The organism is Marinobacter sp. MA, from assembly GCF_048298425.1.
GTDB lineage: Bacteria > Pseudomonadota > Gammaproteobacteria > Pseudomonadales > Oleiphilaceae > Marinobacter > Marinobacter salsuginis.
In genome coordinates this window covers 2127793-2153225 of the sequence record NZ_CP103058.1, presented here as the reverse complement: position 1 = coordinate 2153225, position 25433 = coordinate 2127793, and the positions used below count along the sequence as shown (strand labels likewise).

Below are 25433 nucleotides of genomic sequence, written 5' to 3'. Positions count from 1 at the left end.
TTCAAACTTCTATGCCAATTATCTGGAGTGGCTTATGGACAGGCTTTCTTACATTCTCGACCAGCTCAACGTAAACGCCGGCGTGTTCTTTCGGGGCCAGCTTTGTGGACTCGCGTCCTTTGAAGAGGAAGGAACCGGATACATCCATGTACTCCGTTCGGGGGTGCTCGATATCATGGAAGCGAACCGGGAAAAAATGACACTCACGGAGCCGACCATGATCTTCTCGGTGCGCTCCCAGCCCCATCAGCTGTTCGGCGCAAACAAGGAAGGTGCCGAGATGATTTGCGCCTCAATCAAGTTTCAGACTGGTTCCCGAAACCCGGTCCTCCAGGCGCTGCCTCCTTCCGTTGTACTTCCCCTGTCTTCGGTTCAGGGCCTTGGCTCATTCGTAGATGTGTTGTTCGCGGAAGCCGAAGCAGCCCAGGAAGGGCGGGACGCGGTTATGAACCGACTCGTTGAGGTCATTTTCGTAAATGTGCTCCGGCATATCGTTTCCGAGGGGGAAACACCCAAGGGCATGCTATCCGCGCTCGCGGACCGTCAGCTGAGCAAGGTACTGAATTGCATCGACAGCAATCTCAATGGAGATCTTTCTGTTGATAAGTTGGCTGACGTGGCGACCATGTCCCGATCAACCTTCATCCAACACTTCAAGAATGTGCTTGGTCTGGCACCTGGCGAATACGTCCAGAATGCCCGTATCTCTGCTGCCAAGAAGCTCATTCTGAAAGACAAGCCCATGTCGATTATTTGTTTCGAAGTAGGCTACGAAGACGCCTCGGGGTTCTCCAGGGCCTTCAAAAAGAATACGGGCATGACGCCCAGGGAATGGAAAAAGTTGAACGCAACAGCTACCGAGGCTCAGAACACCGTAGCTGAGGAGAACGCCAACGTCGCGTGAATGGTGCTCAACGAAAAGCGGGCAAGGATTCTGAATCCTTGCCCGCTTTTCGTTTGGTTTAACGTTTTACTTCAGAACAATCTGCCCGCGGATGACCTTTTGCCCGCTGTATGGGCTACTCACGGTCTCGCTGAAATCGTCGATATCGGACTTTCGGTCCGCCAGAGATGCGCTGGCGGATGCCGAGATCAGGGCGATGGAAACAACAAGCAGTGCTTTGGCAGTAAGGTTTTTCATGATGGGTTTCTCCAGTGGTTGATGTCTACGGGAGAAATACTAACCACCGGAACACCCCGACAAATGGACAGGTGTTCTAGTTTATGGGCCGATTGTCCAAACCGGGGTTAATCACCGTCAGTGGTCCACAATCAAGTTCTCTGGCGGCCATGGCTTGCGCCCAACACGCCTTGGCCACTCGCTCGATTACGCTTCGAATCCAGATAATGCCAGGGTCCCGGTCGTGGCGGGTGTGCCATGCGAGGTACAGGCTGGTTGGCTCCACCTCAATTGGCAGACTGGTGATCGAAATTCCCGCGCAGAATTCGCAGTCGCCGGTAATAACTTCCGGGATGGTAGCAACCAGGTCGGAGTTTCTGAGCAGATTTGGAACGGCGGAAAAATGGTTTACCGTCACTGCGACGCGTCTCTCCAGGCCACGCCTGTTGAGTGTATCGTCGACAACACCGTGAGCCTCACCAGACATGGTTGCCAGCAAATGTTGAGCTTCCAGAAATGAATCCAGGTCCACGGGCCGACCACTCAGGTCATGGTCGCTTCTCATGGCCAGCACATAGCCGGTGTCAAAAAGCCAAAGGCTTCGCAGGCTGTGATCATGCTGTTCGAAAAATCCAATCACAAAGTCGACACTCGCTTCTCGCAGATGATTCGCTGCTGTGGCCGGAGAGAAAAGCACCGCATGCAGATCAATTCCGGGCGCACTTTGCTGCAACTCGGAGACCAGCGGTTGCCAGACCATTTCGAGTATCAGATCGGTGACCGCTACCCTGAAGGTCCTGCGGGATTCGCCGGGCGTGAAGCGGGTTGAGTTTACCGCGTTGGACAGCTCGTGCAGGGGATTACGAATCTGGTCCCACAGGCTTTGCGCATAGGACGTCGGCTCCACCTGTCTTCCTCGTTTCACAAACAGAGGATCCTTCCAGGCGATGCGCATTCGGGAAACTACATTCGAAACCGCAGGCTGGGTCATGCCCAGGCGGTCCGCCGCTCGTGTAATGGAGCCTTCAGTCATGATGGCGCTGAAGACATGCAACAAGTTGAGTTCCTGATTTTTCATGGTGCCTCGCTTGCGTGTGAAGAGGACATCGGAGAGAACGTGATACCTGTTTCTCAGACGCCCTGGAGGCCCGACTGTTACTGAAACCACGCAAGATTCCCTGAACTTCTTTGGTTTGATCGGCTGGACATCACGGGCACTTCCACCTAGCATCATGCATATACACTTCAACAAAGGGAAACCCATTGTGTCCGGGCACTCATCAGACCAGGAAACAACGCCTCTCGATGTTGCCAGAACCTGCGCCGCTCTCTACTCCCGCGTGTTTTCCAGGCTGGTAACCCGTCACTACAACCATCATCTTTCGGACACCGGCCTCAGGATTACCCAGTTTTCTATTCTGAATGCCATCAAACTGTCGCCACCAAACTCCATCAACGAGCTGGCCGAGCTTCTCGGCATGGAGCGCACATCCCTTCAGCGCACGGTTGAAAAGCTGATCGCCAAGGGGCTTCTGCAATCCCAGCCTACAGGGCATAAGCGTTCTCTGGGGCTTTCATTGACGCCGGAGGGCGAAGACATTTACGTGCAGGCACTGGCAAGGTGGGAGGAAGCTCACGATGAATTCACCAACATGGTGGGTGCAGATGACTGGTCAGAGACCGTGGGAAAGCTCCGGCGCTACAGCAGTAGGCTCCAGTCGACCCTCTGACACCTCTTCAGCTTCAATCACGCATGGCCTCGAGCAGGGCTTCGACCTCTGATTGAGTATAGCGAGGGGTGATATGCTGCGGACAATTCCAGTCAAACGCTTCAACCCGAATGATCATGCCCTTCTCTACCTGGGCGTTGTAATCGCCATCCTGCAATTGCTCGAGGAGTTCAGGCTGGTCTGAGCCGACCAGTGCCATCCGCCCGAGCAGTTTCAGCCGCCTTTTGTTTGGGTAGTCCATCATGAACAGGGCGACTCGGTCATTGGTAAGGACATTGCCCGTGGTGATGTATTGGCGATTGCCGGAGTAATCGGCAAAGCCGATTGTCGATTGATCTATCACCTTCAAAAAACCGGCCGGTCCTCCCCGATGCTGAATGTAGGGCCAACCTGTTTCGCTGACACTGGCAATGTAAAAGCTGTCACGGGCCTCGATGAACCCACGCTCGCGGTCTCTCAGCAGATTGTTACGGTCAGGCCCGGACTCGATGGATGAATACCCCGAACGGCTGCCCATCTTTTCCTGGACCTGCTTTACCGTTCTGGTAAACGCGATTTCGGCAAACTTGTGCGCCATGGCGGGCTCCCGAGGTTCTGAAAATGTTATCCCATTTACTATCAGTAACCCGACTGGCCCAGGTGTTACATCGCGTCTCCATTTTTTTAAAGGGGGCTTGGCTTTTTCTGAGGTTTCATCCGAGCGCCTTTTCCACCGCCTCCAGAAAGCCAATCATATCCACCACCTGTTCAGAATCCGGATCAACGGTTTTACCCTTCAAATCGGCAGTAACAATTCCGCTGTCGACGGTATCCGTTAACGCGGCCTTCAATTGAACGGCGTACTGGCTCAAAGGTTCGTTACCCTCTCGCTCACCGACAGTTTCCAGGGCGTTGGCCAGCGCGAAGATCAAAGCCGATGGATTGAAGTGGGCGATCTTTCCGTCACTCTCAAGATACTTCAGGTAAAGATCATGTGCCGTGCCATGGGGCGCCTCGAACAGCATGGTGCCGTCCTTGCTCTCGATGATGGAACTGGCGGTCGCCAGGCTGCCGCCGAGCGCCGCTGAGATGTCCGAGAAGATGTCCCCATCCAGGTTCTGGGACGGATACAGCGCATTTCTGGGAGGATCGGTGATCATCTTCTTGAGCTGGCTCGAAGGCCGCATGATCATAAACGATGGTGGCGGCGTGTCCTCACTGGCCAACTCGCGGCGCACTTCGGTAATCACATCGCTGTAGACTTCGTCGTACTCCATGTACTCGCGCTTTAGACCGAAATACACCTCCTTGTCCTTGCGCGAGGCATCCCGGAACACTTGCAGAACCCAGTCCTTGATGGCCTCGCGGTCATTAGACATGAGAAGCATCGGATCGCCTTTTCTGACCCGGCGGGCATGCTTCTCGTCACCGTCGACGATCACCTTGAGAATGCCATCTTCCTTGGCCGCCATGTTGAAGCTGCCGTACTGGTCGCCGCCTCCGGCACTCATGCGAGAAATTGACACATGGGCACCCCGGCCCGGAATACCAAACTCCTTGAGTTGGTTCACCAGCTTGAGCAATTTACGCCCGGTGGTGTTGTCCGGCACGCCCCACAGCGCTCGCTTAGGTGGGTTGGAAACAATTCGTGCCGCCTGGGCATCAATCAGCTCGTAGAAGTACTTCAGACCCAGATCCTCGATCTGCTTCTTGTAGTCACTGTGGTAGATGTCCTCGATCGCTGCTCTCATGGCGCCGTCGTAGCCGGGGATCACGGTGTCTTTCAGGCCCAGGTAGACATCCCGTTTCTCGGCAATAGCTCGCTGGAAGAAGCGATGTGCCCAGGCTTTAACGTCCTCCAGGTCATTGGTTGCCAACAGCCAGGGATCGCCCTTGCGAATCTCTCGGCGATGCAGCTCTACAGGGTCTCCACTACTCCCGACAAACATCAGCTTGACCACACCGGTTGCCATGGATAGCTGGTTAAAGCTGTCCTTGATGCCACCGAATTCCATGGTATCCACCTCAATGTCGCGCCCTACCCATTCCGGACGACGAATGTTGAGGTTACGGAACTTGATGTCTTCCCGGGTTATATTGCCGCTGATGCCCTTCCGGATAGCGCCGTTTGGCGATTTGGTCGCCAGCGGGTGCAGGTTGTTGCCGTCCACATCCGGATGCTTACGGAGCAAGTCCTCGAGCTGCTGCCGGTTTACGGTCATGCCGGCATTTTTGACTCCCACACCATGACGTTGGAGAGCTTCAATGGCATCGATGACTACCTGGCCATTGGTCAACAGTCGGTTTTCCGCAGACAGGTCGATTTCTTCAAGCTGAATATCAAGCCGTGAGTTCACGAACTTCTTCAGAATATGGTCAAACGCTACCTGGGCCATTTCGTCGCCGTGGAGGATCACAAGAGGCGAGGTGACACTGATTCTGCTATCCATGGAAATCTCCCTGTTATTTGTTGGCCTGTTCAGTCCTGCTGTGATGCCGACGGCTTGATACCCAACCGCTCATTGACCAAATCCCGGATCTCCCGGTATCGGTCGGGATTCTTCGCCAGCGCCTCCAGGTTATCTTCGGGGAATATTTCTTTCTTCTTCTTTTCCGCTTGCTCACTGGTAAAAATAGACGGCAAAAGCTGTTCCAGGCAACGCAGCATGACCTCCGGCGACACCGAAGCACCCGGGGATGCGCCGAGCAAGGTACCGTAGGTCTTGTCACTGGATACCAGGATCTCGGTGCCCATCTGCAGGTCCCCATCCCGGATGATCTGTACCCGCTGGCCAGCCTCAACCGCTTTCCAGTTGAACTTCTTACTCATGCCCGGAGCGAAGCTGTCCAGCTCTTCGAACATGCTCTTTTCGCCCTTGAAGGTCTCTGAAACCAGATATTTGACCAGAGGGAAGTGCTCCAGGGCGACGTTCAGCAGGCTCGGAATATCGTGGAGGCGCATTGAGCGAAGGTAGTCGAGGAACCCCCGCCCTCTTTCCAGTACCGGTTTGAACGAGGCGAACGGGCCAAACAGAAGGTAATACTTTCCGTCTGATACCCGCAGATCGAGGTGCGGAACGGACATCGGCGGTGCACCCACCTTTGCCTTACCGTAGGTTTTGGCCCTGTATTGCTTGGCCTGTTCGGCGGTGATCTCGGCCTGCAGGAAACGCCCGCCAACGGGAAAACCGGTGAAACGACGGGCAAAAGGCAGATGGCTCTTTTTCAGGATCGGGAATGCACCACCGCCCGCACCGACAAACAGAACGTCTGCCTTGTACTGTCGATCACCACCCCTGCTCTGGGTTTCCACAAGCCAGCTGCCGGCCGGGCTGCGATGTACGCGCTTCACGTGGGTGCCGTATTCAATCTTTACCCCGAGGTCGTCAACGGCGTGCCGGGCCATTTGCTCTGTCAGCGCACCAAAGTTGACGTCCGTGCCGGTTTCGATAACCGTCGCCGCCATCTTCTCATGGCGCGGCCGCTCCTCCATGGTGTAGGGAATCCAGCTCTTGATCTCGTCGAAGTCTTCTGAATAGCGCATCTGCTCAAAGAAATGGTGCGCCGACATCTCGTTGAAGCGGAGTTTCAGTTCCTGAATCGACGGTTCCGAGACAATGGTGCAGTGCTTGGTCTGGTTGATGAAGGATTTGGGATCCTTGATAGCGCCCTTCTGGATCAGATAGGCCCAGAACTGCTTGGCCACGTTAAACTGGGCGTGAATCTTTACCGCCTTTTCGACCGAAATAACCTCTTCGTCCACCGGTGTGTAGTTCAGCTCACAGTTTGCCTCGTGCCCGGTACCTGCGTTGTTGAACACCCAGGAATTCCCGGCCCCGGGGCCGTCCAGTCTTTCCAGAATGGTGATATCCAGTTCCGGTGCCAACTCTTTCGCCAGGGTGGCGAAAGTGGTGCCCATTATTCCTGCGCCGATAATGATTACGTTCATTAAAACCTGCCCGCGTGAGTCAAATGTCTGAATCCGTTAAAAAGTGTATACCTTGACGGTAGCACGCTTCGCCAGGCGCGGAAAACGCGGAGACAGCGGTTACTCATCACTTAAAATCTCTCAACTGGGGTCTACCCCTAACCAGCAGTTTACGTTAAGGTAAACAACACCTGCCACGAATCACACCAGATTCTGCCAGGCTGTCTACAATGACATTAACTACACTCCCACAAGGAGTGTTTGTTCCTCAGGCCACTACCCCAGGAAGAGGATTATGACAACAACAAAGTCCAAAGTTGTGTATTCCCCAGTGTTTACCGACGGTGCGGAATTCCGTATTCCCACGTTCAGGCTTCTGAAACAGGACGGCAAGCTCTACAAGAGCGCCAAAGCTCCTGATCTCGACAAAGACAAAGCCCTTCGCATCTACAGGGCCATGGTCACCACCCGAATTCTTGATGAACGCATGCTTGCCGCCCAACGGCAGGGCCGCCTGAGCTTTTACATGCAGTGCACCGGTGAAGAAGCGGCCGTGATTGGCAGCGCGGCGGCGCTGGACGACGGCGACATGATTATGGCGCAGTATCGGGAGCAAGGTGCCCTCGCCTACCGCGGCTTTACCATCGACGAATTCATGAACCAGCTGTTCGGCAATGAAATGGACTATGGCAAGGGTCGCCAGATGCCGGTCCATTATGGCTCGAAAAAGCTGAACTACATGACCATCTCTTCACCGCTGGCCACCCAGATTCCCCAGGCCACGGGCTATGCCTACGGTCAGAAACTTCGCGGCGAAGGTCATTGCACCATTACCTATTTTGGCGAAGGCGCCGCTTCCGAGGGCGATTTCCACGCGGCCCTGAACATGGCGGCGGTTCATCGGGTGCCCGTGATCTTCCTGTGCCGGAACAACGGTTACGCTATTTCCACACCGGCCGCCGAACAGTTTGCAGCCGACGGCGTTGCACCCCGGGCCTACGGCTACAAGATGGATGTGATCCGGGTGGACGGAAACGACATTCTGGCGATGTATCAGGCCACGCAAGAGGCCCGCAAGCTGGCCGTAGAACACAACCGTCCGGTATTGATCGAGGCCATGAGTTATCGCCTGGCGGCCCACTCTTCATCAGACGACCCGTCCGGTTATCGCAGCAAGGATGAAGAAGCAGTGTGGCGGGAAAAAGATCCGATCCTGCGCATGCGCCTGTGGCTGGAAAGCAAGAAATGGTGGAGTGAGGACGACGAAAAGCAGCTGCAGGAGAACATGCGCCGGGAAGTGCTCGAAACCATGAAGCGGGCGCAGAAACGGCCGCCACCGCCGCTTGAATCATTGGTCAGTGATGTCTATGACGAAGTCCCGCCGGCGCTGGCTGAGCAGTTCGACAAACTGAAGGCGCATATTCGCCGGTATCCGGACGAGTACCCGAAGAGTGCCGAGCACGCCAAGGGAGGAGCATGATATGACCAAGATGAATATGCTCCAGGCCATCAACAACGCCCTCGACACTGCCATGGCGGAAGACGAGCGAGTGCTGTGTTTCGGTGAGGACGTGGGTGTCTTTGGCGGCGTTTTCCGTGCTACCAGCAACCTGCAACAGAAGTACGGCAAGGCCCGTTGCTTCAACACGCCCCTGGTAGAGCAAGGCATCATCGGGTTTGCCAACGGCCTGGCGGCACAGGGCTCGGTACCGGTAGCCGAGATCCAGTTCGCGGACTACATCTTCCCGGCGTTCGATCAGATCGTGAACGAATCCGCCAAGTTCCGCTACCGCTCGGGCAACCTGTTCAACGTTGGCGGGCTAACCATTCGCGCCCCTTACGGCGGCGGTATTGCCGGCGGCCTGTATCACTCCCAGTCCCCGGAAGCCTACTTCGCCCACACCCCGGGTTTGAAAATCGTGGTACCGCGCAACCCGCATCAGGCCAAAGGGCTATTGCTGGCCGCCATCCACGATCCCAACCCAACCTTGTTCTTCGAGCCCAAGCGGCTTTACCGGGCCTCGGTGGGTGAAGTGCCAGACGAGGACTACCGCCTGCCCCTGGGTGAAGCCGAAGTCACCAAGGAAGGCACGGATGTGACGGTTCTGGGCTGGGGCGCCCAGATGGAAGTCATCGATCAGGCCGTGGAACGGGCCGAGAAAGATGGCATTTCCTGTGAGGTCATCGACCTGAGGACCATCTTGCCCTGGGATGTGGAAACCGTCGCCAACTCCGTGTTCAAGACCGGAAGGCTGGTGGTCACCCACGAAGCTCCCCTGACCGGCGGCTTCGCCGGTGAAATCGCCGCCACGATTCAGGAGCGCTGCTTCCTGTATCTGGAATCTCCGATCGCTCGGGTAACCGGAATGGACACTCCGTTCCCGCTGGTGCTGGAAAAAGAGCACCTGCCCAATCACCTGAAGGTCTACGAGGCCATCAGGGCGAGCGTTGAATTCTAGGCTGATATCAGGACAGGAGAGCAACTATGAGTGATTTTATTCTGCCCGATATCGGCGAAGGTATCGTGGAATGTGAACTGGTCAAATGGCTGGTCAGTGAAGGCGATGTGATCGAAGAAGATCAGCCGGTGGCTGAGGTAATGACCGACAAGGCCCTGGTGGAAATTCCGGCGCCCTATAAGGGCCGGGTGACCCGCCTCTACTACAAGGAAGGCGATATCGCCAAGGTTCATGCCCCGCTGTTTGAGCTGGTGGATGAGAACGAAAGTGGTGGCCAGGCGCCGGCTAGCTCTGCGGAGCCTGCGGAGCCAAAGGCTGCCCCCGTGGCTGAAAAGCAATCTCCCTCAGACGCCGAGTCCAGAGATAACACCACCGAAGACTTTATCCTGCCGGATATCGGCGAAGGGATTGTCGAGTGCGAGGTGGTGGAATGGCGGGTTGCCGAAGGTGATGAGATTGAGGAAGACCAGCCTGTCGTGGACGTTATGACCGACAAGGCCATGGTCGAGATTACTGCTCCCAAAGCCGGGCGGGTAACCAAGCTTTATCACCAACAGCAGGCGATGGCCAAGGTTCATGCGCCGTTGTTCGCGTTCATTCCCCGGGACCGGGAAGAGCCAGAAGAGCCCAGAGCCAAACCGGAGCCCGCTGCGCAACTCTCAACCGCAACGGCCTCACCGGTTGCTAAGGCCAGCGGACAGCGTATTCCCGCCAGCCCGGCCGTCCGTCGCCTGGTGCGGGAACACGAGCTCAACCTCAGCGACATCGCCGGCTCCGGCAAAGATGGCCGGGTGCTGAAGGCCGATGTGCTGGCGCATATTGAGAGTGGTTCAAAATCGGCGCAGGCTCCGGATTCCGGCCACGAAGCGCAAGCTTCCGGCGGTACCGTGACACGCCGGCAGAACGCGCCCGAGCAGGACGTTCGTGTGGAACCGATCCGAGGCATGAAAGCCGCCATGGCGAAAAGCATGGTGAAATCGGCAACCACCATTCCGCACTTTATCTACAGTGAGGATATCGACGTTACCGATCTGCTCAAGCTCAGGGAACAACTCAAACCAGAGGCGGAGGCTCGGGGCTCACGGCTGACGCTCATGCCCTTCTTCATGAAGGCCATGGCCCTGGCGGTCCAGGAATTCCCGGTACTCAACAGTCAGCTCAACGACGACGTCACCGAGATTCACTACCTGCCCCAATGCAACATTGGTATGGCGGTGGATGGCAAGGCCGGGCTTATGGTGCCGAACATCAAGGGCGTTGAGAGCCTGTCCTTGCTGGGCATTGCTGACGAAGTGGCGCGCCTTACCGAAGCGGCCCGATCCGGCCGTGTCAGCCAGGAAGACCTCAAGGGCGGCACCATCACCATCTCCAACATTGGCGCACTGGGTGGCACCTACGCTGCACCCATTATCAATGCACCCGAGGTTGCTATCGTGGCCCTGGGACGCACCCAGAAACTGCCCCGGTTTGACGCCAACGGCCAGGTGGTGGAACGGGCCATCATGACGGTGAGCTGGGCCGGCGATCACCGCATAATCGATGGCGGCACGATCGCCCGCTTCTGCAACCGCTGGAAAGGTTACCTGGAATCGCCCCAAACCATGCTGCTGCATATGGGCTGACGGACAATCATGGCGCAGAAGACTCAACTGCAGCAGTTCTACATCCCCGAAGAGCAGTCGATCTATCTGCTCAGCCATGATGATGCCAAGAAGCTCAAGGACTGGGTGGCGCTTTGCGCCGCCCAGCTCCGCCAACTCGGCTACCAGGACATCGAACTGATTGGTAAGGGCGCCTACGGCTTTGTCTTTGCCGGCCGCCTGCCGGGCACAGCCATCGGTGGCCCGGAACATGTGTTCAAATTCACCCGCATCAACCTGCCCAGACATCTTCAGGACCGGCTTGAAGACGAAGCGTACATTCTTGAACAGGTCCGTCACCCCAGGGTGCCGCGGCTGATTTCCTATCAGCGAGCCAATAACCAACCGATTCTGGTGATGGAACGGGCTGCCGGTTTGAATCTGGAAGAGGTATCCCTGCGTGATGGCCGCCTAAAGCCACGACTCATTATCCGCATTGCCGACCAGCTTGCTGACATCCTGCGCAACCTGCGCCGGGAAAACGGCCCTGCCGGAAGACCGATCGTTCACGGTGATATCAAACCATCCAATCTGGTGTTCGACGCCAGCACCGAAAACATCGCGCTGATTGACTGGGGCTCCTCGGTGTTTGCCCAGCTGGACGCTAACCAGCAGTTCATTACCGCCAATGTGATGGAGCTGATGTCCGACAACCTGCAGCAAACCAACGCGCGGCTGGGCGATGTCTATTTTATTGGTGAGGAACAGCTCAACGGCGGCCTGTCTTCGCCGCGGTTTGACGAACAAGGTGCGGCCGGCACGCTCTATGCCCTCGCTTCGGCGCAATCCTGCCGATTTGGTCATCGTGCCATTCCCGCCACTTCCCTGGGACTGCCCATGGAGTTCGCCCGGATGCTCGATGGCATGCTGTCGCCGGATCCTGACACGCGGCGCAAAGCCGGTGATTACTACCTCAGGGAAATGCCGCGGATGGCTCGTACGGTGATGATCGATCTGCCCGAAAAGCCGGTCGCGGCCCAGGTACCGGTTTGGGTTCGAGCCTCGGACCAGGAAATCGACACCGTGGTTTACAGCTCCCGCAAATCCTTCCTCCGGGAAGAAGGAGCGCCGGAAACCCTCAACGACGTTAACGACGTTCAGCTCGACCGCTACTACAAGAACTTCATGCAGGGCATGGGCGAAACCGAGAAAGCCTTCCTGGCGGCCGTCAGCCGCCTGGGGCGCTATCCGGTGGAAGGTGGTCTGGCCGTGCGTTGGGAAACCGATGGAATCTACATCGACACGTCGCTGAACCTGCACGATCCGGCACTGAAGTCAGCATTTGTTCAGGCGGTCAACAACATGGTTTACCTCGCCCAGGCAATTTACCGACAGGGCATTTTCAAAAGCTGCCTGTTTAACGCCCGGAACACCCTGCACATCGACCGTGACGAGCCGGATCAACCCTTTCTCCTGTCACCGGGAATGAAACTGCATTACGAGGTCAGCGCTGCGCCGGAGGTTGAGGATGAAAGCCGCGTGCATTCCTACTTCGAGGACGGCCCCGATCCGGAGGAGTTTCTGGTTCTGCCGGACATCATAATCCACGCTTTGGAGGCCCTGAACGACATCCACCACACCGGCATGATTATCTTCGAAGCCCTGCCCCGGCACCTTAAGATTCATAGCCACTACCGGCTGCTGGATCCCGACCGGGAAGCGGAGTTTACGCGGCTGTTGGATGAAATCCTTTCCGCTGTCGAACAGATCACCGGGCTCGGAGTTTCCGGGTATATGAAGATGCCCTATAAGGACACGCGCTTCTTCCCGCATATCGAGCGTCTGCCCGACCGGTATTACCCGCGCAACCCCAGGTCCGAACACGCTTAGGCTCCAGCCAACCCCATCCGTTTTGTCCGCTGTTTCGGACGCTTTGTCCGGTAAAGCCGACAATTTCAATCAGGAAACTCCCGAGATGTCCCAGCGACCGGACACTTCATTTCCAAAATCAGTGAACGAAACCGCTCAAGACTCCTGAAAACACGTAAAAACAATGACTTGGCAACTGGCATGGTTCCTGTATCAGAACCGGACATAACGATAAAAACTGCCTGAAGAACAAATCGTTAAGAAAGACTGTTTTTCACGTTTGCTCGGATAACAATAAGGAACAACTATGCGATTTCTCCTACTGGCTCTGTTGCTGGTCAGCCCCCTGTGTTTTGCCAAAACCGTCGTTATCGTTCAAAGCTATCACATCGAATACAAATGGGATGCCGATTACATTGAGGCTGTCCGTTCGGTTCTTGGGAATGACCACGACATAAAGGTCTTTGAACTGGACACCAAACGCCTGCCCAAGCCCGAATGGCCAGACAAGGTGGCTGAGATTCAGGGCAAGATCGCCGAGATGAAGCCGGATGTGGCCATCCTGGGTGATGACAATGCATTTTCACTGATGGCGGAGCATCTGGTGCAGCGCGAGATTCCAGTGGTATTTTTGGGAGTGAATGGTGGCCCGGTTCAGCACCCCACCCTTGAGCACCCGCTGGTTACCGGAATACTGGAACGCCCCTTCTTCGCCGACAGTATCCGGCATCTGCGAAAAGTCCTTCGGCAGAGGGATCGCTTCCTGGTGCTGATGGATGACTCACCTACCATGCGCAATGCAGTGAACGAATATTTCGGTGACAAACGCCAGGCCACTATTTACGGCTCGGACCTGGATATCGTCCTGACCAACGACCGGGATACCTGGCTGAAATCGGTGGTAAACGCTCATGAGCGCTATGACGCCGTGGTTCTGGGAACCCACCACACTATCCGGGACAAGGACGGCAACTACGCTACTCCTTATGAACTGCTCAAAGAGGCCTACTACAGCGCTCAGCTTCCGCTTTTTTCCTTCTGGGATATCTTTGTTGGTGAGGAACAAAGCATCGGCGGTTTCACCATCTCAGCCCAACAGGAGGGGCTTACGGCAGCAAGACTGGCCTCGCTAATCCTCAATGGCATGAGACCAGACCAGATACCGCAGCTGAAATCCCTCAGCGGACATTATGTCTACAGCGAAAGCGGACTCGAGCACTGGAACCTTCAACTCTCTCCGCTGATCGCCAGTCAGGCGAACTTTGTGGAGTAGATTCGACGGTTTCCGTCAACGATAGCTGCGCCGACCCGGAAAATCTGGCCCAGGACTTCAGATTTGGTCGGCGCAGCCGATAAGAAACAAAACAAATTAATAGAAGGGCTATGCTTTGGCTTCCTCTTTCCTAAACTCCTTAGAAAGAAAATTAGGTGTTCCCGGCAAGTTATTAATTGCTCCCCTTTTTATTCTTTTACTGTTCGCTGCTGTCACGCTTTTCAGCGTTTTTGAATTCCAGAAACTGGATCAGAGAATGAACACGGTTGCCCGGGATTTGGCACCGGATACCGCGATAGGAACCGACTCGATCACCAGCGTCTATCGAATGAGACTTCGCGTGTTCGATTATTTTTCGACCGGAAACGAAAAGACCCTGGAACGCTTCGGTGAATCGGAGGCGGATTTCAGGGCGGTGATGGCAAAAGCCCAGGAAGACATCCAGGAGCCCGAGCGAGCCAAACTGGTTGATCGCATTGAAGAGACAACCAATCAGTACATTGAATCGTTCAGAAACGAACTGGTTCCAGCAAAGCGTCAGGTGCTCAGCATCATCGATGAGAAACTGGATGTGCATGGGCCGAACGCAACAAAGGCCCTCAGGCTCGCTTTAAACGGCGTCGCCAATCGTGAACCAGACAGCGAATTGAGAGCTGGCCTGGAACAGCTCCTGAACGATGCGCTGATCATGCGAATGACTGCTCAGCGCTATCTGGCGACTGGCGACGAGGACTCGCAAAAGGCACTGGGATGGGCCATCGAGGACCTGTCTGATGCATTGGAACTGATTGATGCTGAAAACGGCCCTGAATTCGTTCAGGTGTACCTCAATACCGTCGTCGAGGAGCTGGAAGCCTACCGAACGGGCGTTCAGCAGATGCTGGAACAACAGAGTATTCTGGTGAGCGTCAAAACCCAGAAGCTGGATGTCCTTGGGCCGGAAATTGCGAGTATGGCACGGCAACTTGAAAGCAGTATCTTCGCGTCTCTGGATCAGGAAGCGGATGAAGCAACGGCAGAAACATCCCTCGCACTCAAATTCACTCTCGCCGCGTTTACAGTATCTGCAGTGCTCGGGCTGATCGTTGCGGTGTTGATGAGCCGTTTGATGGGCTCCAGTGTGAAGCGTGCAAAAACTGAAATCCTGGGCTATCTCGACGACATCGCCAACAATAACGGAGACTTGTCCACCAGGCTGACCCCGGGTCGCCCGGACGAAATCGGTGATTTCATTGGTGCCGTCAACACCTTCCTGGAAACCCTCGAGAAGACAATCTCGCAAATCGTCAGGGCTTCCCGCCAGCTTACGGGCGAATCAGAATCCCTCTCCGGCATCACCAAGCGCACCACCGCCAACTCCGAGCAGCAGCGCGATCAGATCACTCAGGTGTCCGCCGCCATGCAGGAGATGGTCTCGACCTCTGAAGAAATCGCTTCGAACACCAGCGAAACTGACGAATCCGCCCGCAAGGCAGCTTCTCTTGCCGATTCCGGCCAGGAAACCGTTGGCTCTGCCATCAGAGCAGTCACTAACCTTGCCAATCAGGTAGAAAAAGGATCGACGCGCATCCAGCAGTTGGAAAACGAGTCAGCCGAGATTGGCAATGTGCTTGCGGTGATTCAGAGCATTGCAGAACAGACCAACCTCCTGGCCTTGAACGCCGCTATCGAAGCGGCCCGCGCCGGCGAGGCAGGACGGGGTTTTGCCGTGGTTGCCGATGAGGTTCGCGGGCTGGCCAAACGGGTGCAGGAATCAACCGTCGATATCGAGCGCATTGTGTCACAGCTTCAAAGTGGCGCAGCCGGTGCAGTCGTTGACATGAGCAAGGCCAAGCAGATGGCCGAAGAGGCCAGCGAGGAGGCGAGCAAGTCCGGCGAAGCACTGACCGATATTCTCGCCGCGGTCAACAGCATCGTCGAAATGACAACCCAGATAGCCAGCGCCACCGAACAGCAGAGAGCCACGGCATCAGAGATGACTCAAAATGTGGAGATAAGCAGCGGTGCCATTGAAGAACTCGCCGGGGATATCTCCCAGGTAAACCATTCAAGCCAGTCGCTGGCCATCATGGCTGATGAGTTGAACACTCTGGTGAGACGCTTCCGCGCCAGCGAATCCTGAGCGGACAATGGTTGCAGATGTTAACCACTTCACGAGCGCGTCCATAATTACCTGATACCTTGGGGCTTCAAGTTACACAATGTAACCGGAAATGGACTGCCCGGAGGTATCCCGCCATGACGCGCCCTCAATCATCCCGGAAGCCAGGCTTTCGCAGCCCTGTCATCGCCATACTGACAGCGGCTGCCTGCCTTGGCACGGCCCAAGCCGCCGAACCCGAGAAAGTTATTTTCGCCGCAGAGAACGCGCTTTACGGGGCCGGCCATGATATCGGACGCGCGGATGGTTGGATCGATGAACAGCTCCGAACTGCCATACGCGCCTATCAAGATAAGAATGGGCTGCAAACCAACGGCACCCTGGATGCAGCAACACTGGAAGCACTCGGCGTGACCAAAACCTCGAGCGCAACCATCGCGGCAAATTCAGTCGGCAGTCAAAAGGCATCAATGGCAAAGCTTGGTTTGTCCCTGCCCGAGCCGGCACCCGATTCTCCTGCCGTTGCCAGAGCTGAACCGAAGCCAGAGCCGGAGCCTGCGCCCCAACCTGTCGCGACACCCACTCAAACTCCTTCCGAGCAGGTTGCCCAGACACCCTTACCTGACATTAAAACGCCGGACAAACAAGTAGCTACTGGGGATACTTCAAAACAACCTGAAGTTACGATTGAGGAAAAGGCGCCCTCAGAACCCCAAGCCCCAACGCCAGACCCCACGCCGGAACCTGTGGTCGCCGAAGTAACAACACCGGAAGTCAACGAAGAACCAGACCCGGTGCTGGCCCAGCTCCCTACGGAACCAACCAGCGCGGGATACGCCGAGCAGGAAGCAACCGATACCAGGAAAGCCCAGCCAATCGAGGAAGAAACCACTGCATCAACACCCACGGCTGCCGAGAAACCTCAGAGCACCGGGGGCGGCTTTTTCAGCAAGTTGTTCGACTTCTTTTTCGGTTGGCTGGTATGAGCGTCAGCTCTGCAACCGGTCTTTGAAGACCTTCCAGTCGATCACGTTGCCTTCAGAGTCGAAATGGACATAACCACGAAAGCTGGGGTCATCTTCCCAGGCCTTCACAAAGCCGACGGTTTCACCGTCATCTGAAACGATTTCAAAGGCTTCACTGTGGGCCCTGGCCATTTCTTTGTCGGGATCTGTGTCAGAACGTCTGAGGCTTACGGAAGAGTCTAGAGGTAAGGTGCTTTGAAGGAATTCCTGGATCATCGTCAAGCTCTCCTTTCGGGGTGAACCGGTCTGGTTCTGGAGGTAGCGTAACTATAAGCTGATCCGCTAATAGAGAATACAGATTCAGATCAATTTTCTTAGACTTTTTCGAGATAAAAATACTTTAAGAACAAGGGCATATTTCATTAATGTGACAACATGTAACCTTCCGGACCGGTTATTTTTCAACCAGCTCAGAAGGTTACCTTAGCCACATTCGATCGCGCCTACCGATCAGAATTTCCAGAACGGGGTGCTCAATTTCTGTTCAACGAGCTCCGGGGAAAATCCCACATCGTTCAGCAAACGGCGATCCATTGTCATTACCAAATGGACAAAGTTGCGCTTCATCCGCCAGCCTTTGTAAAGAGAAGCAGCTCTTTTCATTTCATTACTCCTTAGTCAACCCAGAATTCGGTCGGTAAAACCGGGACCTTGTTTAATTAGGATCCTATTCTAGGCTTGACAAGGAGTTTTCTGAATACTTGGAAACCCCTATAAACAGGGGCTCCCGGCATTTTAGCGTTTCAGAATGGTGTCATTTTAATTGCAGTTTCATGACGCCTTGGCGTTTGAAATCAGCACCTGGTAAAGGTCGTCCTTGAGCTGTGCCCGCTTCTGCTTCATGCGGTGCAATTTGTCGTCGCCAATGGGAGAGTCCCTCTTTTCCAGCCCTTCAATTTCGTGATCAAGATGCGTGTACTCCTGAAGCTTTTCATTGAACTTCAGGTCATTGCTCTTGAGTTCCTGGATAAGGTCTTTGTACTGGGGGAATTCTACGTGAAGCTCGTGGCTGGAAATGCCCATCGTTATACGCTCCTTTTGTTTGCAGAGTGTTGATCAAAGCTGATCACCTTCAGCATAGACGAGCGTGCCAGTTTCTGGGCGTCTTTGACAAATCGCTAATTACGCACGACGTTCCATGGGTATAGCATGGCAGAACGTTATCCAGTTACGCCTCGGGACACTTGCGAATGACCTTTGCACGAATTACCGGCACCGGTTCTTACCTGCCTGACAACATTGTTACCAATAAAGACCTCGAGAAAATGGTCGACACCACCGACCAGTGGATTCGCGAGCGCACGGGCATTGAAAGGCGGCACATCGCCATCGAAGGCCAGACTACGGTGGACCTGGCGGAGCAGGCTGCTAAGAATGCCATCGACGCGGCAGGCATCAAGGCTGAAGACATTGACCTGATCGTGTTTGCCACCTCTACGCCAGACAAGATCTTTCCGAGCTCCGCCTGCATCCTGCAGGCCCGCCTGGGAATCCATGGCTGCCCTGCCTTCGACATTCAGGCCGTATGTAGCGGGTTTGTCTACGCCCTCGCAACCGCCGACAAATTCATCAAGACCGGAAGCAGCAAAAAAGCGCTGGTTATCGGCGCTGAGGTGTTTTCCCGCATCATTGACTGGGACGACCGGGGAACCTGTGTTTTATTCGGTGATGGCGCCGGCGCCGTGATCCTGGAGGCCGATGAGGAAACCGGTATCCTGTCTACCCACATCCACGCGGATGGTCAGTATGAAGATCTGCTGCACGTACCCTGTGGTATCTCGGACAACTACGATCAGGTAAAAGCCGGACGCGCATTCGTTGAGATGAAAGGCAACGAAGTGTTCAAGGTGGCGGTTAACACGCTCGGGAAGATCGTTGATGAAACCCTGGCCGCCAACCAGATGCAGAAATCAGAAATCGACTGGCTGGTCCCCCACCAGGCCAACCTCCGCATTATCTCGGCGACGGCAAGGAAACTGAACATGTCCATGGACCAGGTGGTCGTTACGGTCAACGAGCATGGCAACACCTCAGCCGCGTCTATTCCCCTGGCCCTTGATGTCGCGGTAAGAGACGGCCGCATCAAACGCAATGAAGTACTCCTGCTGGAAGCGTTCGGCGGCGGCTTCACCTGGGGCTCAGCGTTGCTGAGATACTGAGTCAGCTTACGCACACCCGGTTGCGCCCCGATTCCTTGGCTTCATAAAGGGCTGAATCGGCTCTATCGACCAGCCCCTCCGGCGTGACCTCCGTTGCCACGTCCGTTGTGGTTAGGCCAAGGCTGATGGTGACGTACTCTGCAACTGAAGACAGCTCGTGGGGCATTGCCCGTTCAAGAACCCCTTTTCGACAGGACTCCGCAATCACCCCGGGATCGGCAGTGTCCGGCAAGATGATTGCGAATTCCTCACCGCCATACCGTGCGACCAGGTCCCCGGGCCTCTTTGCCATATCTCTCAGAATGCTCGCGACCTCTTTCAGACAAGCATCGCCTGCCGGGTGACCATATTCATCGTTGTATTCTTTGAAAAAATCGATATCGATCATGATCAAAGACAACCGGGTACCGTCTCGCCCCGCCCGCCTGACCTCTCGCTCAAGCACGGTATCGAAATGTCGCCGATTAGCGAGCCCTGTCAGGGCATCCGTAAGTGAAATCTGCTCCAACTGGGCCTTTGCATCCGTCAACGCCAGGTTGCGCCTGGCACCTGCCAGGAAATACCCGACAACAACGCACACAAGAACAATGCCGGACGAGGCTACAAACACTGGCAGCAGTCCGCGTTTTTCGCGAATCAAGCGGGCAGACGGAACCGCTTCAACGGTCCACTGACGACCCGCTATCTCGAATTCTCCCGCCCGGTATCTATTATCGTACTGCCATGATTCGGCCGCCGGATCCCCGGATCTGAAAAGCAGCGTCTCATCGCCCCCCGTTCGATCAATCACTTCCAACAGAAGATCGCTTCCAAGCTCACTTCCGACCGCTTGCCCAACCAGCTCTCCAACCCGGAAAACACCGTTGATAAAGCCGGAATGATAAGCTTCAAAGTCACCTTGCGCGGCCATGGCGCCCGGCTCGCCCCTATACAGAGGCGCAAATACCAGAAACCCTTTTTGATTCTCCGGTTCCTGAACCAGACGGATTCCTGCCGTCGCCACCATTTCGCCGGTCGACTTTGCCCGGTCGAGCGCTTCGAAGCGGGAGCCTTCACTGGCAAGGTCAAATCCAAGCGCCGCCCGGTTATCAAAAAGCGGCTCAATGAACTGAACGGGCACGTACTGCGCTCTCGACTTCACGGGAACCAGCCCGTCCGAACCTGCCTCGCGAACAGTGAAGTCCTCAAAAACCTCGCTTTGCTTGCGAGTGAATTCGCTGAGTTGGTCCTGCTCCAGCACAGGCGCCCAAGCAAACGCCTGGATGGCCGGGGATCGATCGAGAACGTTCCGCGTAAGTGTCTCGAACCGGGCCCGGGTCATTTCAGGCATGATTCCCACGGCTGACTTCAGCGCATAGAGAATCTCGAGGTTCAACAAAACCTCGCGTTCAATGCTATCGGAAAGTTGATCTATGTCCGCCTTGAACTCGAGCTCAACGGCTTTCGATTCCTCGATATAGAACAGTCTGCCAAGGGCAAGACTGATGACCACGCCTACGGTAAAAGCGACTGCGGCTGGCACAAATATTCGTCTTTTCGGGTAACCTGCTGCGGACAATCTGAACATCCTCTCGAGTCGCTGGAATTGGTACCAAAAGCCTGCAAAAACACTTGCTCAGATAGCTTTTACGTATGCCGGCATTCCCGGGATGTGAGGGAATGTAAATAAGCAGTGAAGCGTTCCGGAATGAGATTGGCACCCGAAAGGCCATTCGGTTAAACTGTATTTTTATACAGTAATAAGCAATCCCACTGCGAGGAAAAACCATGGCAGTACAAGCAGTCTACTTTTCTGATAGGGACGGCCTGGATATGGCACTGAAAAATCCTGAGACGATGCTGTTCACTTCAAAAGCCGAAGCCGACGCACGAGACAAAGTGCTCGAGTTGGCCGAAGAAATTCAGGTATTCCTGGGCCGCAAGGTCGAGGGGCTGGGTGACGACCTGGCCGAACGCTGCGCCATGGCCATCGCCGAGGATAAAGAACTGTTCCAGAAGGCCCTCAAAAAGCCAGAGCTTCTGAACGCGGATCAGTAAAAAACTGTATGGGCGGCAGGCAGTTGTCGCCCTCTTTTCACCCAACTTCTATCCATCTGCCATTGTCATAGCGCTCGATTCCCTGGTCAGCCATTCGGTGCAGACTGACCCACTGGTTATCCACCAGCGCGGCCACATCCCGCTGGCGATGCAATACCGATTCGATTCGATCCGCTGGTGCATCAATAAGAACCGTCAGACGGACCGGTTCATGACGCCAATAGGTGCCGTCGTGCACAGACTGTAACGGCAGGCCTATTCTCAAATGCGCGCCGTTGCCTTCGACGACGCCCACATTACCCCCAACCACCGAATGCAGCAGCTTGTTGCCGGCGCCGTACACCTCGGGAACGGTAACGGACGCGAAATACTGGAGGTTGATCCAGTTGGCGACCACCATGGGTGCCGCCAGTAGGGATTCGAGGAGAGCACCATCAGCGTCTTGAGCCGGATCGTAGTCATGCAGGAATACCCGCCCCGACAGGTCGCACCCCCGGGTTTTGTTTCGTTTGGCAAAAATGATGGCCGCGTTATTGGCCAGGCCCCACTCCGGGCGCACCTCAGACCAATCCCGGGTTCGGGTTGCCATGGCCTCCTCGAGGTTCGCATCGTCCAGACCATTCAGTTTCAATGGTGTGGCCCGCTCCTTCCGCACGCGAACGCCAGCCCCTGCAAACCCCGCTTCGAGATCCGCCAGCCTCTGTACATGGGAATCCGGAACCAGGTGGCGATCGGCAATCGTTACTTTATCCGTCGCCGTGCAATGCTCGGCAGCCACCACCCACGTAAAGTCCGGGATCCTGATGCCCTCGTCTGCCAAGCCTGCCCGAACCTGTGGGTCGTTCAACAGGCGCGCCGCCAGCCGCGCGTTGACGCCACCACTCTGCCCACCGCAGGCACCACACTCCAGCCCGGCCTGGTTCGGGTTGTTGTCGGTATGACTTCCATGGCCAACCAGCGCCAGCAAAGGTGCAAAACCGTTGGTCAGAGACATGCCACGGAGCATATTTGCGACCAGCGCAACCTTTTGGGGATCCGACAGGGGGTCCCCGCCAAGACTGTGCACCAACCGGCCCTCGACGGCTTTTTCCTCTTTCGCTCTATGGCCTTTTTTCAACGAGTCCTTCAGCAGCTTCCAGGCCCAGGCCAGACCGGTCGTTTCCACCAGCGTGAAGGTCGACAGGCTGGTGTATTTCGCCTTCCTCACCGATTCCCGGGCAATTTCTCTCTGATCCAGGGAGCGGTTCTCTGCCAAATCCTCACGCAAGCTGCCCCTGGTATCGATCAACCGGTACGAGGCGGGCAAAAGACCCGGCAAACGGCGAGCCGGCGCGAACGGCCCGTGCTGCTGGTGGTCAATTGGCATCCCGAAGAACCCGGCAAAGCCGAGGGTCTGGACCCCGGGATAAACCTCCTCCAGGTGGCGGCGCATGACTTCAGAGCGAACGTCAATACAGAAGACGGCCTGGGCGTCCGGTCTTTCGCTTTCATGATCAGATGCCGGTTGCTTTTCGGGACCAGCCGCGAGCGCGCTCCAGAGAGTGCGTTGATAGCCGATTTCAAAGGCACGTTGCCAGACCCAGAGCCTCGTTCGAATGTCGTGGTCTCCGTTGCGACGCGCCCGTGCTCTCTGCCTCTGCCACTCGGCTTTCTGGGCCGTTGTTGCGAAGGCAACACCGGCGGATTCCCATACCAGCATGATGGCCAGTATCTCCGCGCACCGATCCGATGAGCGGCCCTCAAGGCCGGCCCGCCAATCCTCACCCCGGCACCAGGACGCCCAGCCGTTCACCTTCAGCAACAGGCTGTGGCACAGGGCCTCAAGCTCTTCCCCGAAGACACCGATCCGATTCAGGGCGTCAGGAATGCCTTCGTCCATCTTGTCTGGCACGCTTTTGAAGAAGGCCCTTGCCCCTTTTAGGCCGGTACTGAAATCCAGAGAAAGGTCGTTGCGGACGGACTCCAGCCAGAACTGGAAAAGACCCGTTTCGGGGCTATCGTCAACAGCTGACCAGCGGCCCTGCCGCTGATCGAAGAAGGCGCCACACACACGCGACACCTGATCACAGGCCGTGTCTGCCAGACCACCCTGATCGTCGCCGCTTGCCAACCTGTAGGTATCGAGTATGGAGCTTTTCAGGGGTGCTCTTGTGGAAGGTGCCCGACCAAGCCAATCCAGATACCAGGCTGTGTTCTGCACATCGCCCCGTTCGGCGATGCTTGCCTGCAAATCCTCCCGGCGGATCCGACCACCTTGCCAGGCCTCCCGATAGAACTCTGTTGGCATAAGCATGCTGAATCCGCCGCGCTCGCCGAGCACCTGGTCAGCCCGCGAAGCCGGCAAGTGCCGCAGCCCCCAGAACGGATTCACCGCAATCCACTGGTCGAGGGGCCAGACTGGAGCGATAAGCTCGCAGGCCTGCCGGAAAGGCTTGTGCCAGTCATCCGTCATTGCACGCAGCTCCGGGACCGACTCGCTGACGCCACTCATGATCTCTCCTCCAGTCTGAACGGATGGTGAGGAACACGGTGAAACATTTCAGGCACCTTGAGGGCTTCCGCTGCCAGGTAATGCGTCAGCCGGTCAAACGGCAACTCGAGATAAAGCCCCTGACGGAAATGGACACACAGCGTTCGGGTTATCCGGAAACGGGCCCCGAATACGATCATCAAAGAAAAGACAGCCAACACCGCGATCATTGCGGACGCAACCGACCAGGCTGCAATGGGGATAACGAAGCCCTCGTGCACAGACACTGCCGGGCCAACCAGGAAGTGCAGCAGCGAGTACAGGGGAACCAGCAGCACCGCCAGGCCTGCAAGCCTCAGCTTCACCGCAGAGGTCGCTCCGGCCGGAATACCCATGGCAGCCGCGGAGACCGCCAACACCAGCAAGGCTCCGAATACCGGGTTGTTCTCCACGATCCACGGAGCCAGAACGAGGATAGCGGCGGCCAACAGGCCGGTAGAACCGGCCCAAAACAGCCGACTGGCCGGCGACGATTCCGGAAATGGATTTGCCGCAGATACTGCCACGGTGCGACCGGAAGCCAGGAAAGAGTGTGCCTTGTACAGTGAGTGAGCCAGCAGATGCAGCAGAGCCAGGGTGTAAGCGCCCATACCGATCTCAAACAGCATGAACCCCATCTGCGCGCAGGTGGACCACGCCAGGGCATGCTTGACGGAGTACTGCGTCATCATGGTCAGGACCGCAACGATCGCTGTCATACCACCGAAGACCAGCAACACCATGTGGCCCGCCGTAAAGCCGTCAAACACGGGGAACAGGCGCAGCCAGAGGAACCCCCCAAGGTTGATCACACCGGCGTGAAGCAACGCCGATACCGGCGTCGGCGCTTCCATCACGCGGATAAGCCAACCGTGAAAAGGAATCTGGGCGCACTTGAGTACTGCCGCCAGGGCCAGAACAACCGATGCCACTGTCAGGGCAGTGGATCCGCCATCACGGGCGGCCTCAGCCCGAACCATTTCCGGCAGGTAAAAGGTGCCGTAGTGAAGATACAGAGCCACCACACCGGAGATCACCAGTGCATCGCCTACCCGACTGACAATAAACTTCTGCACTGCCGCCATACGGGCCTGGGGGCGGTCCTGGTAGAGGGTCAGCAAATGATGCAAGGCCAGACTGACACCAATCCAGGCGCCCGCAAGAATCAACAGGTGGTTGGTGAATACCAGGATCAGGACAGAGGCAACGGTGACCAAAAACCAGGGAAAAAACCGGTCGCGGCCGGGATCCTGGCTGAGGTAATTGTCCGCGAACCGCAGTATCACCCAACCGATAAAGGCCACCATGAGCGCCATCCAGACTGCAATGCCGTCCGGGTAGAGACCGTATCGACTACCCTGGTTCGCCAGGGTGTCACTGTTTCCGCCAACGCTGGCCTGCAACAACAGCAACACGCCCACCATCAGAGACGCAACCATAGAGGACACCAGCAGCCATCCGGCCACTCTCCAGCAGTGGTTCAGCTTCAGCGGACTTTTCAGCCAGCCACTCAACCCTGCCAGTACGAAAAGACTCACCGGAAGCAGCAACCAGATTGCGAGGATCAATAGCGATGTCGATTCGGCGATTGGGTGCATATCAGCAAACCTCCTGTTTGCCAGTACTTTGCCTTGACCAATCACATATAAAAAATGGTTTATACT

At 56.1% G+C, this 25433-nt stretch carries 22 protein-coding genes; 11 read left to right on the top strand and 11 right to left on the bottom strand.

Annotation, left to right across the window (positions count from 1 at the left end; all coding sequences use genetic code 11):
• The first annotated feature begins 34 nt into the window (after positions 1–34).
• Positions 35–904 carry an AraC family transcriptional regulator gene (locus NUW46_RS09990; RefSeq protein WP_349343197.1) on the top strand — a complete coding sequence of 290 codons (870 nt, stop codon included), beginning with the start codon at positions 35–37 and terminating at the stop codon, positions 902–904.
• A 66-nt stretch (positions 905–970) separates the two neighbouring features.
• Here NUW46_RS09990 and NUW46_RS09985 read toward each other — a convergent pair whose 3' ends face one another.
• Together NUW46_RS09985 and NUW46_RS09980 are read right to left on the bottom strand one after the other, a co-directional pair.
• Entirely contained in the window at positions 971–1141 is a 171-nt protein-coding gene (locus NUW46_RS09985) for a hypothetical protein (RefSeq protein ID WP_291908656.1), read from the bottom strand.
• Positions 1142–1217: 76 nt separating this feature from the next.
• Positions 1218–2198: a LysR family transcriptional regulator gene (locus tag NUW46_RS09980; RefSeq protein ID WP_418139986.1), complete on the bottom strand. Its 981-nt coding sequence runs from the start codon at positions 2196–2198 to the stop codon at positions 1218–1220.
• Positions 2199–2385: 187 nt separating this feature from the next.
• Between NUW46_RS09980 and NUW46_RS09975 the strand changes: the two genes are divergently transcribed.
• Positions 2386–2850, top strand: coding sequence for a MarR family winged helix-turn-helix transcriptional regulator (locus tag NUW46_RS09975; protein ID WP_418139985.1), 465 nt, complete (start codon positions 2386–2388; stop codon positions 2848–2850).
• Between the two features lie 13 nt (positions 2851–2863).
• On the opposite strand, the gene NUW46_RS09970 is transcribed toward NUW46_RS09975, so the two are convergent.
• From NUW46_RS09970 to NUW46_RS09960, 3 genes are all read right to left on the bottom strand, one after another.
• On the bottom strand, positions 2864–3427 hold the full coding sequence (locus tag NUW46_RS09970; protein WP_418139984.1) for a pyridoxamine 5'-phosphate oxidase family protein: 564 nt from the start codon (positions 3425–3427) through the stop codon (positions 2864–2866).
• A 115-nt stretch (positions 3428–3542) separates the two neighbouring features.
• Positions 3543–5279 carry an isocitrate/isopropylmalate family dehydrogenase gene (locus NUW46_RS09965; protein WP_418139983.1) on the bottom strand — a complete coding sequence of 579 codons (1737 nt, stop codon included), beginning with the start codon at positions 5277–5279 and terminating at the stop codon, positions 3543–3545.
• Positions 5280–5308: 29 nt separating this feature from the next.
• On the bottom strand, positions 5309–6778 hold the full coding sequence (locus tag NUW46_RS09960; protein ID WP_291908666.1) for a malate:quinone oxidoreductase: 1470 nt from the start codon (positions 6776–6778) through the stop codon (positions 5309–5311).
• A gap of 274 nt (positions 6779–7052) precedes the next feature.
• Between NUW46_RS09960 and NUW46_RS09955 the strand changes: the two genes are divergently transcribed.
• From NUW46_RS09955 to NUW46_RS09925, 7 genes are all read left to right on the top strand, one after another.
• Positions 7053–8237: a thiamine pyrophosphate-dependent dehydrogenase E1 component subunit alpha gene (locus tag NUW46_RS09955; RefSeq protein ID WP_291908667.1), complete on the top strand. Its 1185-nt coding sequence runs from the start codon at positions 7053–7055 to the stop codon at positions 8235–8237.
• 1 nt (position 8238) lies between these two features.
• On the top strand, positions 8239–9216 hold the full coding sequence (locus NUW46_RS09950) for an alpha-ketoacid dehydrogenase subunit beta (protein ID WP_069185257.1): 978 nt from the start codon (positions 8239–8241) through the stop codon (positions 9214–9216).
• 26 nt (positions 9217–9242) lie between these two features.
• Complete coding sequence (locus tag NUW46_RS09945) at positions 9243–10838, top strand: dihydrolipoyllysine-residue acetyltransferase (RefSeq protein ID WP_305966065.1); 1596 nt, start codon at positions 9243–9245, stop codon at positions 10836–10838.
• 9 nt (positions 10839–10847) lie between these two features.
• Positions 10848–12686 carry a protein kinase domain-containing protein gene (locus NUW46_RS09940; RefSeq protein WP_069185259.1) on the top strand — a complete coding sequence of 613 codons (1839 nt, stop codon included), beginning with the start codon at positions 10848–10850 and terminating at the stop codon, positions 12684–12686.
• A gap of 286 nt (positions 12687–12972) precedes the next feature.
• Positions 12973–13938 carry an ABC transporter substrate-binding protein gene (locus tag NUW46_RS09935; protein ID WP_418141999.1) on the top strand — a complete coding sequence of 322 codons (966 nt, stop codon included), beginning with the start codon at positions 12973–12975 and terminating at the stop codon, positions 13936–13938.
• A 256-nt stretch (positions 13939–14194) separates the two neighbouring features.
• Positions 14195–16060 (top strand): methyl-accepting chemotaxis protein, encoded by a 1866-nt coding sequence (locus NUW46_RS09930; protein WP_418141998.1) that lies wholly within the window; start codon positions 14195–14197, stop codon positions 16058–16060.
• A gap of 116 nt (positions 16061–16176) precedes the next feature.
• Positions 16177–17025, top strand: a complete 849-nt coding sequence (locus tag NUW46_RS09925) for a peptidoglycan-binding protein (protein ID WP_418141997.1) — start codon at positions 16177–16179, stop codon at positions 17023–17025.
• A 3-nt stretch (positions 17026–17028) separates the two neighbouring features.
• On the opposite strand, the gene NUW46_RS09920 is transcribed toward NUW46_RS09925, so the two are convergent.
• From NUW46_RS09920 to NUW46_RS09910, 3 genes are all read right to left on the bottom strand, one after another.
• Entirely contained in the window at positions 17029–17280 is a 252-nt protein-coding gene (locus tag NUW46_RS09920) for a hypothetical protein (RefSeq protein WP_069185262.1), read from the bottom strand.
• Positions 17281–17514: 234 nt separating this feature from the next.
• Complete coding sequence (locus NUW46_RS09915) at positions 17515–17667, bottom strand: hypothetical protein (protein ID WP_167352733.1); 153 nt, start codon at positions 17665–17667, stop codon at positions 17515–17517.
• Positions 17668–17835: 168 nt separating this feature from the next.
• On the bottom strand, positions 17836–18087 hold the full coding sequence (locus NUW46_RS09910) for a YdcH family protein (protein WP_136632255.1): 252 nt from the start codon (positions 18085–18087) through the stop codon (positions 17836–17838).
• 167 nt (positions 18088–18254) lie between these two features.
• Between NUW46_RS09910 and NUW46_RS09905 the strand changes: the two genes are divergently transcribed.
• Positions 18255–19223 (top strand): beta-ketoacyl-ACP synthase III, encoded by a 969-nt coding sequence (locus NUW46_RS09905; RefSeq protein ID WP_069185264.1) that lies wholly within the window; start codon positions 18255–18257, stop codon positions 19221–19223.
• Between the two features lies 1 nt (position 19224).
• On the opposite strand, the gene NUW46_RS09900 is transcribed toward NUW46_RS09905, so the two are convergent.
• Positions 19225–20745, bottom strand: a complete 1521-nt coding sequence (locus tag NUW46_RS09900; protein ID WP_418141996.1) for a CHASE domain-containing protein — start codon at positions 20743–20745, stop codon at positions 19225–19227.
• Positions 20746–20990: 245 nt separating this feature from the next.
• Between NUW46_RS09900 and NUW46_RS09895 the strand changes: the two genes are divergently transcribed.
• Positions 20991–21260: a YebG family protein gene (locus NUW46_RS09895; RefSeq protein WP_069185266.1), complete on the top strand. Its 270-nt coding sequence runs from the start codon at positions 20991–20993 to the stop codon at positions 21258–21260.
• A gap of 37 nt (positions 21261–21297) precedes the next feature.
• On the opposite strand, the gene NUW46_RS09890 is transcribed toward NUW46_RS09895, so the two are convergent.
• A complete protein-coding gene (locus NUW46_RS09890) occupies positions 21298–23751 on the bottom strand; it encodes a YbcC family protein (protein ID WP_418141995.1) in 2454 nt (817 codons plus the stop codon).
• A complete protein-coding gene (locus tag NUW46_RS09885; RefSeq protein ID WP_418141994.1) occupies positions 23748–25367 on the bottom strand; it encodes an NADH-quinone oxidoreductase subunit L in 1620 nt (539 codons plus the stop codon). The genes NUW46_RS09890 and NUW46_RS09885 overlap by 4 nt, the downstream gene beginning before the upstream one ends.
• Positions 25368–25433: the final 66 nt, after the last annotated feature.